This is a genomic window from Asticcacaulis sp. AND118 (assembly GCF_020535245.1).
Lineage (GTDB): Bacteria > Pseudomonadota > Alphaproteobacteria > Caulobacterales > Caulobacteraceae > Asticcacaulis.
Window position 1 is genome coordinate 827,700 of sequence record NZ_CP084911.1, and the last position, 16,631, is coordinate 844,330.

15 protein-coding genes are annotated in these 16,631 nt (G+C 62.7%); all 15 read left to right on the forward strand.

The features are described 5' to 3' along the window. Positions 1-133 precede the first annotated feature (133 nt). Entirely contained in the window at positions 134-1,876 is a 1,743-nt protein-coding gene (locus tag LH365_RS17080; protein WP_226745763.1) for a hybrid sensor histidine kinase/response regulator, read from the forward strand. A 150-nt stretch (positions 1,877-2,026) separates the two neighbouring features. After that, on the forward strand, positions 2,027-2,878 hold the full coding sequence (locus LH365_RS17085) for an energy transducer TonB (RefSeq protein ID WP_226745764.1): 852 nt from the start codon (positions 2,027-2,029) through the stop codon (positions 2,876-2,878). Further along, entirely contained in the window at positions 2,875-3,858 is a 984-nt protein-coding gene (locus LH365_RS17090; RefSeq protein ID WP_226745765.1) for a DUF4198 domain-containing protein, read from the forward strand. The genes LH365_RS17085 and LH365_RS17090 overlap by 4 nt, the downstream gene beginning before the upstream one ends. 294 nt (positions 3,859-4,152) lie before the next feature. Further along, positions 4,153-4,913 (forward strand): IS5 family transposase gene (locus LH365_RS17095; RefSeq protein ID WP_226745766.1). Its coding sequence is split into 2 segments (ribosomal slippage): positions 4,153-4,474 and positions 4,474-4,913, totalling 762 coding nucleotides; the frame shifts between segments, so codons are not numbered across the junction. Between the two features lie 249 nt (positions 4,914-5,162). Continuing rightward, the gene (locus LH365_RS17100; protein WP_226745767.1) at positions 5,163-7,379 is read left to right on the forward strand and encodes a TonB-dependent siderophore receptor; all 2,217 of its coding nucleotides are present in this window, start codon (positions 5,163-5,165) and stop codon (positions 7,377-7,379) included. A 126-nt stretch (positions 7,380-7,505) separates the two neighbouring features. Next, positions 7,506-8,186 carry a Fe2+-dependent dioxygenase gene (locus LH365_RS17105; RefSeq protein ID WP_226745768.1) on the forward strand — a complete coding sequence of 227 codons (681 nt, stop codon included), beginning with the start codon at positions 7,506-7,508 and terminating at the stop codon, positions 8,184-8,186. Beyond that, on the forward strand, positions 8,186-9,280 hold the full coding sequence (locus LH365_RS17110) for an alpha-hydroxy acid oxidase (protein WP_226745769.1): 1,095 nt from the start codon (positions 8,186-8,188) through the stop codon (positions 9,278-9,280). Before LH365_RS17105 ends, LH365_RS17110 begins: the two co-directional genes overlap by 1 nt. An 82-nt stretch (positions 9,281-9,362) precedes the next feature. Then, on the forward strand, positions 9,363-9,983 hold the full coding sequence (locus LH365_RS17115) for a PepSY-associated TM helix domain-containing protein (protein ID WP_226745770.1): 621 nt from the start codon (positions 9,363-9,365) through the stop codon (positions 9,981-9,983). An 8-nt stretch (positions 9,984-9,991) separates the two neighbouring features. After that, on the forward strand, positions 9,992-10,516 hold the full coding sequence (locus tag LH365_RS17120; RefSeq protein ID WP_226745771.1) for a DUF2271 domain-containing protein: 525 nt from the start codon (positions 9,992-9,994) through the stop codon (positions 10,514-10,516). Positions 10,517-10,564: 48 nt separating this feature from the next. Continuing rightward, positions 10,565-11,557 (forward strand): FAD:protein FMN transferase, encoded by a 993-nt coding sequence (locus tag LH365_RS17125; protein WP_226745772.1) that lies wholly within the window; start codon positions 10,565-10,567, stop codon positions 11,555-11,557. Further along, positions 11,554-12,867 (forward strand): NADPH cytochrome P450 oxidoreductase family protein, encoded by a 1,314-nt coding sequence (locus LH365_RS17130; protein ID WP_226745773.1) that lies wholly within the window; start codon positions 11,554-11,556, stop codon positions 12,865-12,867. Before LH365_RS17125 ends, LH365_RS17130 begins: the two co-directional genes overlap by 4 nt. 456 nt (positions 12,868-13,323) lie before the next feature. Continuing rightward, positions 13,324-13,713 carry a hypothetical protein gene (locus tag LH365_RS17135; protein ID WP_226745774.1) on the forward strand — a complete coding sequence of 130 codons (390 nt, stop codon included), beginning with the start codon at positions 13,324-13,326 and terminating at the stop codon, positions 13,711-13,713. A 31-nt stretch (positions 13,714-13,744) separates the two neighbouring features. Further along, the gene (locus tag LH365_RS17140; RefSeq protein ID WP_226745775.1) at positions 13,745-15,265 is read left to right on the forward strand and encodes a cryptochrome/photolyase family protein; all 1,521 of its coding nucleotides are present in this window, start codon (positions 13,745-13,747) and stop codon (positions 15,263-15,265) included. Beyond that, positions 15,265-15,417: a DUF2256 domain-containing protein gene (locus tag LH365_RS17145; RefSeq protein ID WP_226745776.1), complete on the forward strand. Its 153-nt coding sequence runs from the start codon at positions 15,265-15,267 to the stop codon at positions 15,415-15,417. Before LH365_RS17140 ends, LH365_RS17145 begins: the two co-directional genes overlap by 1 nt. Positions 15,418-15,443: 26 nt before the next feature. Then, complete coding sequence (locus LH365_RS17150; RefSeq protein WP_226745777.1) at positions 15,444-16,619, forward strand: aminotransferase; 1,176 nt, start codon at positions 15,444-15,446, stop codon at positions 16,617-16,619. Positions 16,620-16,631: the final 12 nt, after the last annotated feature.

The window sequence follows — 16,631 nt, forward strand, 5'->3', positions numbered from 1 at the left end:
ATAAAGGGAAAATGTGGCTTTGGGCGCCAGGGCTGAGGTGTTCACGAACCTTTTAGGTTTTCGTAAACGCAATCTATAGTAGCCTCAGGCTTGTCAAATAAACCCGACCCCAAAAGACCCAGTGAGCGTGCATATGATCAGTTTGTCGACTACGCCTGAACCGAGGGGGGTGGCATCTATCGGACCGTCGCCCTGGTATACGCGCGCCATGGAGCACCTGATCGAAGTGGTGCAGGCGCTTTCGCAGGCGCGCGATATCGCGACCGTGGCCGCCATCACCCGCGACGCGGCGCGCGAACTGACCGGCGCGGACGGGGCGACCTTCGTCCTGCGCGACGGCGACAAATGCTTCTATGCCGACGAAAACGCCATCGCGCCGCTATGGAAGGGCAAGCGTTTCCCGATGGAAATATGCATTTCCGGCTGGGTCATGCTGCATGCCGAACCGGTAACGATCGAAGACATCTACGCCGATCCGCGCATTCCGGCCGAAGCCTATCGCCCGACCTTCGTCAGGAGCCTGGCCATGGTGCCGATCCGCAAGGACGCGCCGATCGGCGCCATCGGCAACTACTGGGCCCATAACCATCAGCCGACCGCCGAGCAGGTCAGCATATTGCAGGCGCTGGCCAACACCACCGCTGTGGCGCTGGAAAACGTGCGCCTGATCGACGAATTGCGCGAGAAGGTCGATACTCTGGAGGTCCAGCAGGCCCGCATCAAGGAACAGCATGACTCGCTGGAGGTCTTCACCCACGCGCTGGCGCATGACCTGAAAGAGCCGGTGCGCACGGTGCGCGCCTTCTCCGACCTGATCGTTCACAACAAAAGCGGCCAGTCGAACGAAACCTATTTCGACTTCATCCGCGCCGCTGCCGAGCGCATGGCCATGATGGTCGACACCGTGTTCGACTATACGCAACTCCACGACCCGGCGCGCACGGTCAAGAGCGACTGTCCGATGAACGAGGCGCTGATCAACGCCACGGAAAACCTGCGCCAACTGATCACCGAGCGCCGTGCTTCGATAAGGACGGGACCGCTGCCTATGGTCAGCGCCCAGCCCAGCCACATGATGCAGGTGCTGCAAAACCTGATCGCCAACGCCGTGAAGCATTCGCCGGACGGCGTGAAGATCGAGGTGTCGGCCGAGGACAAAGGCCATTGCTGGCAGTTCTGCGTCAGCGACAACGGTCCCGGCATCGACGGGCCGGACCTGAAGCGCATCTTCGAGCCTTTCCGCCGCCTGCGTCAGAACGAAGAGGGCGCGGGTCTGGGTCTCGCCATCTGCCATAAGATCGTTACCCTGCACGGGGGCCGCCTGTGGTGCGAGTCCGAACCGGGCGAGGGCGCCCGTTTCCTGTTCACCCTGCCCAAGGCGGAGAGCGCCGGCATGTCCGAAGACGAAACCCAGGCGGCTCCGTTGGAGAAGGTTACCGGCGACGGATTGGCGCGCGTGCTGCTGGTCGACGACCGCGAGGCCGATCTGGAACTGACGCGCATCCTGCTGCGCGAACGCGACAAGGTCGAATGGAACCTGTCGGTGGCGCGGTCGGGCAAGGAGGCCCTGAGCCTGTTGACGCAGGCGCGCGAAGCCGGTGTGCCGTTCGACCTGGTCCTGTTGGACATCAATATGCCGGGCATGAGCGGTTTTGACATGCTGCGGGCGTTGCGCGCCGAAGCCGACGACACGGCGGTGATCATGTGCACCGGTTCGACCTATGACGGCGATATCCAAGAGGCGCGCGAACTGGGGGCGCAGGGCTATATGGTCAAGCCGCCGTCGCTGGCGCAACTGCGGCCGATGGTGGACGACATCCCGGAACTGAGCTGGCAGGACGAAGGCGTCACTGCCCGGCTGATGCGCGCCGCCTGACCCTGCAACGCTTTGCCTCATCTCGCCATAAGGCTCGGGCACGGCAATGAGAATTGTTTTCAACGCTCTTGCGAATGAGTTGCAGGAGTGCTAGTCAGCGATCTGCGCCGGATCGTTGGGGTTCGGCCTGTTTTCTCTGGCTTCGGACGAATGAGCGTTCAGGGTATCACCTCCGATATGACCGACACGACGGCGCGCGCCAAAAGCGCGGCTGCCAAACCGCCGCGCCGCAAGGCCAGGGGCAGCGGGACGTCGGTGGCCATCGGCATCTCTCTGGCCGTCCACGCTGCTATTGCCGCCTATGTCGTGACAACCCAGTTTACCCTCAAGGCGCCTGAGATCAAGGAGACCGATCCGGTGCTGGTCGAGATGGTCCCGCTGCGCAAAAGCCCGCCGCCCAGGCCCGCCGTGACGTCCGATCAGCCCAAACCTGAAACGCCTGTGGTCGAGCCCAAGCCCGTGATCCAGCCGCGCGAAACGCCGCCGCCGGTCACTCAGCCGCTCGCGCCGCTCAACATGGCGCCGGTCAAAACGGCTCAGCCGCAACCCCCGGTGGCTGCCCCTGCCGCCGCCAAGGCCGCACCCGCCGCGACGCCTCAGCCGCGCAACGACTTTGTCGGCGTCGATGTCGACATGGCGCTCAGCAACAATCCGCCGCCGCCTTACCCGCCGCAGGCCAAGGCCCGTCACGAAGAAGGCACAGTGCAACTGCGTCTTCAGGTGCGCGCCGACGGCAGCGTCGGCGAGGTGCAGGTGCAGTCGTCCAGCGGTTCGATGCGCCTTGATCGCGCCGCCATAGACGCGGTGAAACGCTGGAAGTTCCGTGCGGCGACCAAGGGCGGTCAACCGGTCGATTCCTGGGCCGTCGTGCCCATTACCTTCGGCTTCAAGCGCGGCGACGGTGGCCGCGGCCGGGACCATCATGGCGATCGCCGCGGCCGCCCAGGTGGCCACCCAGACAGACCTTTCGATTCAGAACAGACCTCCGGAGACACTCAATGACCCTGATCCAGCGCCTTCTGGCCGGCACCGCCGCTCTGGGCCTGATGGCCGTAGCCCCCGTGGCTCTGGCGCACAGCCAATGGCTGCTGCCCTCGGCTACTCAGGTCGAGGCCTCGACCAACCCGCAGCGCCCGACCTATGTGACGGTGGATGCGGCGTCGTCGAACGGCCTGTTCTATGCCGACCACAACGCCATGCGCCTGACCGGCCTGCAGATCAGCGCCCCGGACGGTTCGCTGATCGAGGCGGAGAACGCTTCGACGGGCAAGTTGCGCTCGACCTTCGACGTCAAGCTGGAGAAGGAAGGCACGTACCGCATCGCTTCGGTCAGCAAGTCGGTCATCGCCACCTATAAGGCCGGTGAAGAAACCAAGGTCTTCCGCGGCAGCGAAGAAGACTTCGCCAAGCAGGTTCCCGCCAATGCGCCGGAACTGAAGATCGGCCGCAGCTACGGTCGTATCGAAACCTTCGTCACTTCGGGCAAGCCGTCGGAAATCAAGCCAGTGGGGCAGGGGCTGGAGCTTTTCCCGCTGCAACCGACGACCGATCTCGTGGTCGGTGAAAAGGCGAAATTCCGTGTCCTGCTCGACGGCAAGCCGGTGCCGGGCCTGAAGGTCAAGGTCGTGCCGGGCGGCGTGCGCTTCCGCGGCGAACTGGGCGACCAGACGGTCACCGCCGACGCCGAGGGCACGGTCGCTGTCGACTGGAAGTTCGGCGGTCAGTACTACCTTAATGCCTCCTATCCGCCGCGCCCGGAAGCCGATGACGACGACCATGGTCCGGCCCAGGGTGGCGCTCAGGGCGGTCAGCGTCCGCAGGGCGCGCCGCAAGGTCAGACGTCTCAGGGTCAGGCGTCTCAAGGTCAGGGCCCGCAAGGTCAGGCTGGCCAAGGTGGAATGGGTGGCCGTATGGGCGTGCCACGCGATCTGCCGCCGGTGAGCGCGCGTTACGCCGTGACGGTCGAAGTCCTCCCCTTCTAAGGGCGGCCATCTAAAAATCATGCGTTATCCCGCCTGGCGGGAACGAGGGCCGGAGACGCGGGTGTGGGACCACGGCTCCGGCTCTTGGTTATTTTGGACTCTGGTTATTTCCCATCCGTTAGAGCGAGATGATTTAAAGTGGAAACTTCATCTCGCTCTCAGTTTTTGAGTGATCGCGCAATTTTTCCGAAAAGTGGTGCCCACTTTATCGGATTGCGCTCTAGGTTGTGGTGACATTTTAGGGATTCACGAGATTAACGAACTCTGATTCAACGCTATCTTTTGGAGGTTGGCGTGGAAGGCGAGATACTTCGTGATGATCAGTGGGATCGACTGCGTGATTTTGTTCCGGGCGGTCGCAAAGGTAAGCGTGGTCCCCGCAGTGATGGTCGCCGTTTTCTGAATGCGTTGCTGTGGCTGGCCCGTTCAGGTGGTCGGTGGCGTGACCTGCCTGAACGGTTTGGTCCGTATCAAACCGCTAAGCGCCGCTATTATCGGTGGATTGAGCAAGGGGTGATCGACCGGATATTCGAGGCTGTGTCGAACGATCCCGACATCGAGTGGCTGGCCATAGACGCGACGGTGATCCGGGCTCAGGCGCAAGCGGGCGGTGCGCCGAGAAAAAGGGGGGATCGCAAGCCCAGGCTCTTGGCCGCTCGCGCGGCGGGTTCGGAACCAAAATCCATGCCGTAGTCGACGCGCTTGGTCTTCCGGTGCGTTTTGAGCTTGGGCCGGGCCAGCAGAATGATATGGCCCCGGTTTGTGATCTGATGCGCGGATTACGCGCTGGAAAAGTCCTCGCTGATCGCGCTTACGATGCCGATAGTCTGCACGACCTCATTCTTGAACAAGGCGGTGAGCCCGTCATTCCACCGCGACGTCATCGCAAATACCAGCACCGTTACGACCGCATCGCTTACAAACAGCGCTGGGGCATCGAAGGCTTCTTTGCCAAACTCAAGCAATGGCGGCGAATTGCCACGCGCTATGACAAACTCGCCGTCAACTTTCTTGGCTTCATCAAAATCGCCAGCATCATGCTATGGCTTAAATGATTAATTCGTCACCACAGCCTAGCGCCAATATGCAAGTGGTTGTTGATTTTGCGACACACTTGCAATAATTGGCGCAATCCAATCGAAAATTTCCAATTTAATGGTTTGCATTTGCGAAACACTGGGCTATCTGCCTCTGACAATAATTCGCAATTTCACCGAGCGGTGACTCTCGCAGACCGGATTTCGGTCATCCTCCCCGCGTCAGACGGAAAACCGCGACGCCTCATTTAAAAGATGTTGATGCACATGTCTCACATTCGCAATCGCAAGCACGCCTCCAACCGTTATCTGACGACCGCCCTGATGGCTGCCGCTGCGGTTCCGGCCCTGTCCACCGCCGCTTTCGCTCAGGACAAGACGCTGGAAGGCGTCACCGTCACCGCCGAAGACAACACCTACAAGGCCGACGTTGTGTCGTCGCCGAAGCAGACCCAGGCCCTGATCGACACCCCGAAGACCGTTCAGGTCATCAAGAAGGAAGTCATTCAGGAGCAGCAGGCCACGACCCTGCTCGAAGCCCTGCGCAACACGCCGGGCATCACCCTGCAGATGGGTGAAAACGGCAACACGTCTTCGGGCGATACCTTCCAGATGCGCGGCTTCGACATGTCGAACTCGCTTCTGGTCGACGGCCTGCGCGATCGTGGCGTGGCGACGCGCGACACCTTCAATATCGAACAGATCGAAGTCGTGAAGGGCGCCGGCGGCGCCGACACCGGGCGCGGCGCTTCGGCGGGCTATATCAACGTCTCGACCAAGCAGGCGTCGCTCGATGACGCCGCTTCGGCTTTGGTCGCGGCCTACAGCCAGGGCGGCGCGCGCGCTACGGTCGATGTCAACAAGGCCATCGGCGAAACCAGCGCCCTGCGTCTGAACCTGATGTCGCAGGACATCGACACGGCGGGTCGCGACTATGTGAACCGTACCGGCTACGGCGTCGCCGTCGCCTACGGGGTCGGTCTGGAAACCGCCACCCGCTTCCACCTGTCGGGTCAGTACCTGAACAACGACAATGTGCCGGACGGTGGCATCTCGTCGATCGGCTGGGAGGGCTTCTACAACGCCACCGCCGAAGTGCGTAACGGTGCGAAGGTCCGTTCGGAAAACTTCTACGGTAGCGTCAACGACTTCGAAAAGCAGGAGCAGGGCTCCGTCACGGCCAAATTCGAGCACGACTTCGCTGCCGGTATCTATTTCACCAACGTCGCGCGCTGGTCGAACACCTCGCTGGAACGCGTCCTGACGGGTGTCAACGGTATCACGGCCGCCACGCCGTCAAACCCATCCACCTGGACTCTGGCGCGTTCGCGTCAGCGCGTAGGCCAGAAGTCGGAGACCTTCAACAACGTCTCGAACTTCGTCACCAGCTTCGACACGGGGGCTCTGAAGCACGATCTGGTCTTCGGCTTCGAATATTCGGACGAAAAGACCAATATCGGCACCTACACCGCGCAGGGCACCACGAATCCGGCGAACCTGTACAATCCGAACCCTAACGATGTCATGGCCTCGCTGCCCCTCGCGGCGGCCACGGCCACTACAACGGCCTGGACGATCAGCGACACGCAGGTTTCGTCGATCTACGTGTTCGACACTATTGCACTGGGCGACAAGTGGATCGTGAATCTGGGGGTGCGCTCGGACTCCTATCGCGTCGAATATTCGACCTACGCCAGCAACAACACGCGCACGGCGGACCTGAAGGCCAACAAGTCGATCAGCGCCTACAAAGCCGGTCTGCTCTACAAGCCGACACTCAACAGCTCGGTCTATGTCTCCTACGCCACCTCGGTGACGCCTCCGGGCAGCGCGGGTACGCTGAGCGCCACCGGCGTCAATATCAACAACGCCAATGTCGATCCATCCGAGACCGAAAACCTCGAAGCCGGCGTCAAGTGGGACCTTTTCGAGGGGCATCTGGGCCTGACCGGTGCGTGGTACAAGACCAACTACACCAACCAGTTCGTTCAGGACACCGATCTGGACGGCTTCGCCGAAAACTACGGCGACCGCGAAATCACCGGCTTCGAGTTCGGCCTGACCGGCAAGATCACCGACAAGTGGGAAATCACCGCCGGTATTCAGACCATGGACGACGAGCAGAAGGAAGGCGGCACGGTCGGTTCGACCAGCCGCTGGTCGCCGGAACTGTCGGCTTCGTTCTGGAGCACCTATGCGCTCTCCGACAAGATCAGGCTGGGCGGTGGCGCGCGCTATATGGGCGAACAGAAGCGCGATCTGGCCGTGACCGGTCCGGCCGCGACGTCTAACATGCCGTCGATCCCGGAATACTGGGTCGTCGACGCCTATGCGTCCTACGCGCTGACCCCGAAGGCTTCGCTGCAACTGAACGTCTACAATCTGGCGGACGAAGACTATATCGCGCAACTGAACAACGGCGGTTCGCGTCTGTCGCCGGGCGCGCCCCGGTCGGCCACGGTGACCCTGAACTACCGGTTCTGATATCGGGGCTGTTGAGGGACTGCGGCAATATATCCCCGCTGCCGTCCCTTGACCTTTCCTCAAGGACTTTCATGATCTACTGGCTCCGACCGTTCCGGTCGGAGCCTTTTCTTTTCCGAGATTTTGATGCTGCTCCACTTGCCCGAAGTTCTGACCCGCGATGATCTCGCCGAGATCCGTTCGGCGCTGACGCAGGCGCGCTGGGCCGACGGTGCGGCCTCTGCCGGCCCGCAGGCGCAGAAGGTCAAGCAGAACCGTCAACTGCCCACCGATGCGCCTGAGGCGCGTCTTCTGGGTGAGCGCGTCGAGACGGCGCTGCGCCGGCACCCGCTGTTTCAGTCAGCCGCCCTGCCGCGCATCATCCTGACGCCGCGCTTCAACGCCTATGAAGGCGGCGGGCATTACGGCAATCATGTCGACAGCGCCATCCATTCCGATCCGTTCAAGGGGCTGACCGTACGCACGGACGTGTCGACCACGGTCTTCCTCAACGATCCCGAAGAGTACGAAGGTGGCGAACTGATCGTCGAGGACACCTACGGCGCGCATGAGGTCAAGCTGCCCGCCGGCGACGCCATTCTTTACCCCTCAACCTCGCTGCACCGCGTCGAACCGGTGACCGAGGGCGTACGGCTGGCCTCTTTTCTGTGGACGCAGAGCCTGATCCGGGACACCGAGCGGCGGCGCATGTTGTTTGAACTCGACATGACCATATTGCGTCTTCGCACCCAATTGGGCGACAGTGAGGAAGTGGTCGGCCTGACGGCGCACTATCACAACCTCATCCGGCAATGGGCGGAGGCCTGATGCACAAGGCGCCGATGGCGGTCATTCCGCCCCATATCGTTTCACTGGCCGACTACGAGCCCTGCGCGCGTGAGCGCATGACCGACGTGGCGTGGACCTATCTGCAGTCGGGCGCAGCGGACGAGATCACCCTGCGCCGCAATATCGAGGCCTTTCAGGACCTGCATCTCAGGGGCCGCGTGCTGGGCGAGGTGACGGGCGGCCATACGCGCCTCAACCTGTTCGGTCATATCTACGACCATCCGATCTTTCTTGCGCCTCTGGCCTATCAGAAGCTGTTCCACACCGAAGGCGAGCGCGCCACGGCGCTGGGGGCCGCGGTTACGCAGACGCTGATGATCCTGTCGACCCTGTCGACCGTCTCGCTGGAAGAGGTGGCGCAGGCCGAGACCGCGCCGCCTCTGTGGTTTCAGCTCTATCTTCAAGCCGATCACGGCGTGTCGCTGGACCTGATCCACCGCGCCGAGCGCGAAGGTTATCGCGCGCTGGTCATCACGGTGGACGCGGCCCTGGCCGGCATCCGCAACCGCGAGCAGCGGGCGGGTTTTCACCTGCCGCCGCACCTGACGGCGGTCAATCTCGCCAACGCCCCCGCCAAGCCGCCACCCGCGCCGGGGCAAAGTCTTGTCTTCGACAGCCTGATGAAGACCGCGCCGGGTTGGTCCGATATCGAGTGGGTGCTGTCCGAAGCGCGCCTGCCGGTCATCCTTAAGGGCATCGTCGCGCCTGAAGACGCCGATCACGCCTGCCGCATGGGCGTGCATGGCATTATCGTCTCCAATCACGGGGGCCGGGTGCTCGATACGCTGCCCGCGGCCATCGATGCCCTGCCGGCTGTGGTGGCGGCGGTGGCGGGGCGGGTGCCGGTGTTGCTGGATGGCGGCGTGCGGCGCGGCACGGACGTGTTCAAGGCGCTGGCGCTGGGGGCTTCGGCGGTATTGATAGGCCGCCCCTACATCCACGCCCTGGCCGCGGCCGGCCCCTTGGGTGTGGCCCACGCGGTCCGCACGCTGAGGGAGGAACTGGAAATCGTCATGGCCCTGTCGGGAACGCCGACCCTGGACCGTATAAGGCCGGAGCATCTCTTTATCTGAGTGATATTTCCCCATTTTGCTGCCTTGCAAAAGGAAGGAGGGCTTGATAATGAGAATGATTATTAGATAGAGCCGCTCAACAATGCCGATCGCTTTCAAACCGTCTCCGTCCTTCTGGCGCAATCAGTTGCGTCAGTGGCACTGGATATCGTCCGCCCTGTGTCTGGTGGGCATGATCCTGTTTTCGGTGACCGGCTTCACGCTCAATCACGCCAGCCTCATCGAGGCGAAGCCCGAAATCACGACCTGGGAAAAGGATCTTAGCGAAGCGACCATCGCACTCCTGCCCAAGGCCGAGGACAAGAAGCTTCTGCCCGTTGATGTGGCCGGCGCGCTGAAAGCCGAAACGGGCGTCGACGTGTCGAAGATCGTCCCGGAAGTGTCGGAGACCGAGCTTTACTTCGCCATGCCGGGGCCCGGCTTCGACGAATGGATGAGCGTCGAACGCGACACTGGCTACGTCTCCTACGAAAAGAGCCATCGCGGCGTCATCGCCGTGCTCAACGACCTGCACAAGGGCCGCAATGCCGGGCCGGCATGGAGCCTGTTCATCGACATCATCGCCATCGCTTCGGTCATCTTCTGCCTGACGGGGCTGGGCCTTTTGTGGATCTACGCCAGAGGGCGGCGCATCACCTGGCCGCTGATCGGTCTCGGCGCCATCGTGCCGTTCATTCTGTTCCTTCTTTTCATTCATGCGTGAGGTTTATCATGTTCGCTAAAACAGCCGTCTGGACGACGGTTCTGGGCGTAGGCGCGCTGTCTTCAGCTCATGGGGGCGCCGCCCATGCCGGCACCGTCACCGTCGATGTCGAAATCCCTCGCCTGAGCGTGGCCGAATATCATAAGCCCTATGTGGCGGCGTGGATCGAGGACGGCGCAGGTGCGCACAAGTCGAACCTGTTCGTATGGTATCAGGTCGGTAAGGGCGACAAGTGGCTGAAAGATCTGCGCGCCTGGTGGCGCAAGTCGGGCCGTGATCTCAGCGCCCCGGCCGTCAGCGGCCTGTCATCGGCGACCAAGGCGCCGGGGCGTCAGTCGGCGAAGATCGATTCCGTGGTGGCCTTCAAAGGCCTGACGCCGGGTGAATATGTGCTCAATGTCGAAGCCTCACGCGAAGGCGGCGGTCGCGAAGTAGTGAAAGCGCCGTTCAAGTGGGACGGCAGGAAGGCCTTCGCGGTTTCGGCCAAGGGTGCGACCGAGCTGGGCGCGGTGGCGTTCAACTTCAAGCCTTAAGGCTGAGTTCCTCCCCTGATCTCAGGGGCGGCGCTATGGATGCAGGCCTTGCTCAACTCCCCCTCAACCGACCGGCGCGTGCTGGTTCCGGCGCTGACGCAAGCGCCGGAAGACGTATCGGCGTGCCTGCCCTGCGAGGTGTCGGGCAAGGCTTTCGCGACGACGTGGCAGGTGCGGCTGCACACGGACGGGCCGATCGACCGGCAGGGATTATCGGCGCGGATTCAGGCTCTTCTCGACCGTATTGATGCGGAAATGTCGCCCTACCGCGCCGATTCCGACCTGACGCGCTTCAATGAAGCGCCAACGGGCGCGTTCGTCGCTTTGCCGCCCCTGCTGATGCAGGTTATCGCCCACGCGCTCGACATCGCCCGTCTCAGCGACGGGGCCTTCGATCCGGCCCTGCTGGAGGCGGTCGAACTGTGGGGTTTCGGGGCCAAAATCGTCGCCGAAGGCCTGCCCGCGCCGCAAGCTCAGGCAGCGCTGAAGCAGCGTCAGGACTGGCGCGCGTTGAACTGGCAGTCCGACGGACTGACCAAGCCCGAAGGCGTCAAGCTCGATCTCTGCGGCATCGCCAAGGGCTATGCGGTGGACATGGTGACGCAGATGCTGAAAGAGACGCCCGGCGTACGTTCGGCTCTGGTCGAAATCGGCGGCGAACTGAAAGGCTTCGGCATCCACCGCGACGGTCAGCCGTGGTGGGTCGAGATCGAGTCCGCCCCAACGGGTTTGGAGACACTCGTGGCCCTGCTGGATATGGCGGTGGCGACGTCCGGCGACACCAAACGTTTCTTTATCCATGACGGCGTGCGCCTGTCGCACACCATCGATGCCGCCACCGCCGCCCCGGTGCGGAGCGGCATCAGTCAGGTCAGCGTCTTCGATGCCGATTGCTGGCGCGCCGACGCCCTGGCCACGGCGCTGATGGTGATGGGCGAAGCGCGTGCCATGCAATTCGCACAAACCCATGCTATTCCTTGTCTGATAAGGCTGAGTGACGGGCGCGAAATGCTGAGCCCCGTCCTTGAGGACTGGTTATGATCGAACTCGTCAACACCGACCCGTTGCGCATGGGGCTGGCCGCCGGGGCCGGCGTGCTGTGGATGCTGATGAGCGGCGTCATGCTGACGCGCGGCCGCGCCAGGTCGGCGGCGGTGGCGGTCGACGCTCTGATCCTGTCGGCGTCGCAGACCGGTCAGGCCGAGGAACTGGCGCGCCATACGCACAAGGCGTTAGGTGCGGGTGGCCTGAAGACCCGCCTGCTGAGCGTGGACAAGGTCAGCGCCGAAGACCTGCAACAGGCGAAGCTCGTTCTGGCGGTCGCCTCGACCACGGGCGTCGGCGATGCGCCGGACGACGGGCGCGCCTTCGAAGGCGGGGTGATGAAGGCGCGCCCCGACCTGTCGGCCCAGAGCTTTGCCGTTCTGGCCTTGGGCGATCGTTCCTATGACGATTTCTGTGCCTTCGGTCATCGCCTTCACGACTGGTTCACTGCGTGCGGCGCGACGGCGAAAAAGCCGGTGACCGAGGTCGACGATCTCGATCCGGCGGCGCTGAAACACTGGGAAGATTATCTGAAGGAGTGGGGCGGGGCCTCGGTGCAGGAGGCCAATCCCTTCTCGCCCGCACGCCTGATCGCGCGCGAACGGCTCAATCCGAACAGCGAGGCGGCGGGCCTTTACCGTATCGACCTCGCCATTCCCGAAGGCGCGTCGTGGGTCGCCGGCGACCTGGCCGAAATCCTGACGCCGTCCGGTCACCGCCGCGACTATTCCATCGCCTCGTTGCCGGAGGAGGGCGTGGTGTGCCTGTTCGTGCGTGAGGTGATCAAGGCCGACGGTTCGCGCGGCGAAGGATCGGGGCTTCTGACGGCCCTGCCGGAAGGCGACGCCGTGCCGCTGCGCCTGAAGTCGCACAAGAATTTCCACACGCCGGAAGGCAACGGGCCGGTGCTGCTGATCGCCGCCGGTTCGGGGCTGGCCGGTCTGAGGCCCCATCTCATCGACCTCGCGGCGCGCGGCCGCCCGACCTGGTTGATCTATGGCGAGCGCCATCCGCAGAAGGATGGCGGTCTGGCCGATCAGATGCGCGGCTGGCGGGAAGGCGGACGTATGCGCCGGCTCGATCTGGCCTTCTCGCGTCCGGACCATGGCGCGAAAGCCTATGTGCAGGATGTGGTGGCGCTAAAGGCCGGCGAGGTGCGCGACTGGTTGGGGCAGGGCGGCCATGTGCTGGTCTGTGGCGGGCTCGACATGGGGCGCGGCGTCGAAGCGGCGCTGAAAGCGGCCATGGGCGCGGACTGGCTCGATGCGGCGCTCAGGGACGGTCGCTACCGGCGCGATTTGTACTGACGCGACTGCCCGGACCGATTCATGGTGATCCGGCGGATCGTCTCATCGTCGCCACGGCGCGACACGAGGGCGCGTGCCTGATCACCGAGGATCAGGCGATTCTGAATTACGCTGCCCTAGGTCATGTTCAGGCCCTTCGCGCTGGTCTTTAATTAAAAAAAACCCGCCTCAACGCGGAGGCGGGCTTAAGTGCACCGAGGATAATTGAGCGACGAAGAGCCACTCAGGGGAAGCGCCGGAAGGGGAGGCTGTCCGGTTCCGAGCGCCTGAGACCATGTAGCCCTTCAACGGTGAGTCGTCAATGAGAATTATTCTCAATATCTTATAAAAAGGTGTCCAAGGTTTCCGTTCACGGAAATGCGAATAGGCGCGGAGGCGTTTTCCGCTAGTATCCGCCATTAACGCATCACAAAAAGAAGGTCGGGATATGGGGACGCAGAACGGATGAAGGGGGTGGTGAGTGTAGGTTTTGCGGCCATGGCGGTCGTGATGATGGCCGGGACGGCGTCGGCGCAGCCGTGCGAGCGGACGATCACGCTCGACATCCGCACGATCGATTACAAGTCCAAACCCTATGACCCGATGCTCAAACCCTTGCTGGACAAGGTCGATCCGCAGATCGGCCGTATCGAACTGACCTTCGCCTCGGCGCGTGTGCATCCCGACATCGCCGATCTTCAGGCGGCCGGCGTGAAATATGTGCAGTCCAGGATCACGCTTCAGGGCTATGACCCGGCCCTGATTGCGCGGCAGGAGGTCATGCTGCCCAAGAGCTTCGCGGGCAAGGACGAGCTTTACCGCCTCATTGTGACCTACGGCCCGAAAGACCCGGCGCCCGCCTGCTGAACCGACGGGCGTCGGTCATCGTATCTCGAACATGTCCAGTATCAGGCTTGTTCTTGCAGATCAGTTATCGGCGCGGCTGGCCATCCGGAGTCGGGCCGACAAGGACGCCGATGTCTTCCTGATGGCCGAAGTGTCCGAAGAAGCGACCTATGCCCGGCATCATGTCAAAAAAATCGCCTTTCTGTTCGCCGCCATGCGTCACTATGCCGAGGCGCTGAAAGCGGCGGGATATCGCGTGCGATATGTACGTTTTGATGATCCTGACAACAGCCACAGCCTGCCAGGCGAGATCGAACGGGCGCGCCGCGACCTGGGCATTCGGGAGGTGCAGATCACAGAACCGGGCGAATGGCGGCTGAAGCAGGTCTTCGACGCCATGGACGACGTCACCCTGCTGGAAGACGATCGGTTTCTCTGTTCGACCCGATGGTTCTCGCGCTGGGCGGAGGGACGTAAGCAACTGCGCATGGAATATTTTTACCGCGAAATGCGCCGCGCCCACGGCATACTGATGGACGGGCGCCAACCGTGCGGTGGCGAATGGAACTATGACGCCGAAAACCGCTCCCCTCCGCGTGAGGGTCTCGCTATACCCCGCCGCCTCAGTTTCCGCAAAGACGCTATAACGCGCGAAGTCCTCGATATGGTCGCCAAAGCCTTTCCGGACAATCCCGGTCAATTGGAGCCGTTCCATTTTGCCGTCACCCGGTCTCAGGCCCTGAAGGAACTCGATCACTTCGTCGCCCACATCCTGCCGCAGTTCGGGACCTGGCAGGACGCCATGCTGGGCGCCGAACCCTACATGTATCACTCGCTGCTGTCGGCCTACCTCAATGCCGGACTGCTCTACCCGCTGGAGATCTGTCAGGCCGCCGAGCGCGCCTATCGGGACGGGACGGCACCGCTCAACGCCGTCGAAGGCTTTATCCGTCAGATTCTGGGGTGGCGCGAATATGTCCGCGGCCTCTACTGGCGATATATGCCGGATTATGCGGCGATGAACGCCCTTGAGGCGCACGAGGATCTGCCGTGGTTTTACTGGTCAGGCGAGACGCAGATGAACTGTGTGCGTACGGCGGTGATCCATACGCTCGAACATGCCTATTCCCACCATATCCAGCGGCTTATGATTACCGGCAACTTCGCCCTGCTCGCGGGCATAGATCCTCGGCAGGTACATGACTGGTATCTGGGCGTTTATGCCGATGCTTATGAATGGGTGGAACTGCCCAATACGTTCGGCATGGCGCTGCACGCCGACGGTGGACTGATGGCCTCAAAACCCTATGCCGCCTCCGGTGCCTATATCAATCGCATGAGTGATTTCTGTAAGGACTGCCACTACAGATTTGACGTTCCGGTCGGCGAAAACGCCTGTCCCTTCAATGCGCTGTACTGGGATTTTATGGCGCGTCACGAAGCGCGTTTCCGCAAAAATCCACGCCTGTCCTACGTCTATGCCAACTGGGCGCGCATGGACGATGAGCGGCAGGCGGCCTTCAGGACACAGGCTCAGGCGCATCTTCAGGCCATGCGCGACGGGCGTCTGTGATGCCGCGCGGTGTGAAAAAATCCGACCTGCCGCAAAAGACCTGTCAGACCTGCGGCCTGCCCTTCACCTGGCGCAAAAAGTGGGCGAAGATGTGGGAAGAGGTGCGCTATTGCTCGGACAGATGCCGCCGGACTAAGAAACTTGCCCGATAGACGGCTCGACAGACGGAAAACCATTCATGACCTTGCCGCCGCTCAATCCGGTCTATGCCGGGCTTGGCACGACCATCTTCACCACCATGTCGGCGCTGGCCATGGAGACCGGGGCCATCAACCTGGGGCAGGGCTTTCCGGAAACGGACGGCTTCCCGGAGGTGCGCGAAGCCGCCGCCCGCGCGCTGATGCAGGCCTCTAACCAGTACGCGCCGATGAAGGGGCAGGGGGCGCTGCTGGAGGCCGTCGCGGACTTCTATGGCCGTACGCAGAGCCTTACGCTCGATCCCGCCAAAAATGTCCTGATCACTTCCGGCGCGACCGAAGCGCTGGCGGCGGCGGTGTTCTCGCTGATCGCTCCGGGCGACGAAGTCATCGTCTTCGAGCCGCATTACGACGCCTATGCGCCGCTGATCGCGCGCGCAGGGGGCGTGGTGGTACGCGTGCGTCTTAATCCACCGGACTGGCGTTTCAGCGAGGCGCAACTGGCCGAGGCCTTTTCGCCGCGCACCCGCATGGTCATGGTGACGACGCCGAACAACCCCACCACGCGGCTCATTCCGCCGGAAGACTGGGCGCTTCTGGCGCGCTTCTGCGTGGCGCATCAGGCCTGTGTGGTGTCGGACGAGGTGTGGGAGCAGGTGGTGTTCGACGGCGCGCGGCATCACGGCGTGCTCAATGCGCCTGAGCTTGCCGAACTGGGCGTCAAGATCGGCTCGGCGGGCAAGCTGTTTGCGCTCACCGGCTGGAAGGTCGGCTTTGTCTGCGCGTCGGAGCGCCTCGTCACCCAGATGGCCAAGGCGCACCAGTTCCTCACCTTCGCCACGCCACCCATGCTGCAAACGGCGGTCGCTTTCGGACTGCGCCTGCCCGACAGCCGTTTCGCCGAAGAGGCGGCCGCGCTTCAACGCTCGCGCGATCTGCTGCGCGCAGGGCTTGAGACCGAAGGATTCCAGACCCTGCCGTCGGAAGGCACCTACTTCCTCAATATCGATCTCCCGAGGTCGGGCATCGCGCTGGATGGTCAGTCTTTTGCCCTGCGCGCCGTGCAGGAAGCCGGGGTCGCCACCATTCCTCTGGAGGCCTTCTGCGCGCCCGGCGGCGAGCCTCTGCCCGTGATAAGATTATGCTTCGCCAAAAGCGACGCGACGCTCAACCGGGGCATCGACCGTCTGCGCACCGCGCGGCGGCTGTTGACCTAGACGGCTTACGGA

Bases quoted from the DNA above. Each gene is read 5' to 3' on its own strand.
- LH365_RS17080 (WP_226745763.1), top strand. From the start codon at position 134: ATGATCAGTTTGTCGACTACGCCTGAACCGAGGGGGGTGGCATCTATC.
- LH365_RS17085 (WP_226745764.1), top strand. From the start codon at position 2,027: ATGAGCGTTCAGGGTATCACCTCCGATATGACCGACACGACGGCGCGC.
- LH365_RS17090 (WP_226745765.1), top strand. From the start codon at position 2,875: ATGACCCTGATCCAGCGCCTTCTGGCCGGCACCGCCGCTCTGGGCCTG.
- LH365_RS17100 (WP_226745767.1), top strand. From the start codon at position 5,163: ATGTCTCACATTCGCAATCGCAAGCACGCCTCCAACCGTTATCTGACG.
- LH365_RS17105 (WP_226745768.1), top strand. From the start codon at position 7,506: ATGCTGCTCCACTTGCCCGAAGTTCTGACCCGCGATGATCTCGCCGAG.
- LH365_RS17110 (WP_226745769.1), top strand. From the start codon at position 8,186: ATGCACAAGGCGCCGATGGCGGTCATTCCGCCCCATATCGTTTCACTG.
- LH365_RS17115 (WP_226745770.1), top strand. From the start codon at position 9,363: ATGCCGATCGCTTTCAAACCGTCTCCGTCCTTCTGGCGCAATCAGTTG.
- LH365_RS17120 (WP_226745771.1), top strand. From the start codon at position 9,992: ATGTTCGCTAAAACAGCCGTCTGGACGACGGTTCTGGGCGTAGGCGCG.
- LH365_RS17130 (WP_226745773.1), top strand. From the start codon at position 11,554: ATGATCGAACTCGTCAACACCGACCCGTTGCGCATGGGGCTGGCCGCC.
- LH365_RS17140 (WP_226745775.1), top strand. From the start codon at position 13,745: ATGTCCAGTATCAGGCTTGTTCTTGCAGATCAGTTATCGGCGCGGCTG.
- LH365_RS17145 (WP_226745776.1), top strand. From the start codon at position 15,265: ATGCCGCGCGGTGTGAAAAAATCCGACCTGCCGCAAAAGACCTGTCAG.
- LH365_RS17150 (WP_226745777.1), top strand. From the start codon at position 15,444: ATGACCTTGCCGCCGCTCAATCCGGTCTATGCCGGGCTTGGCACGACC.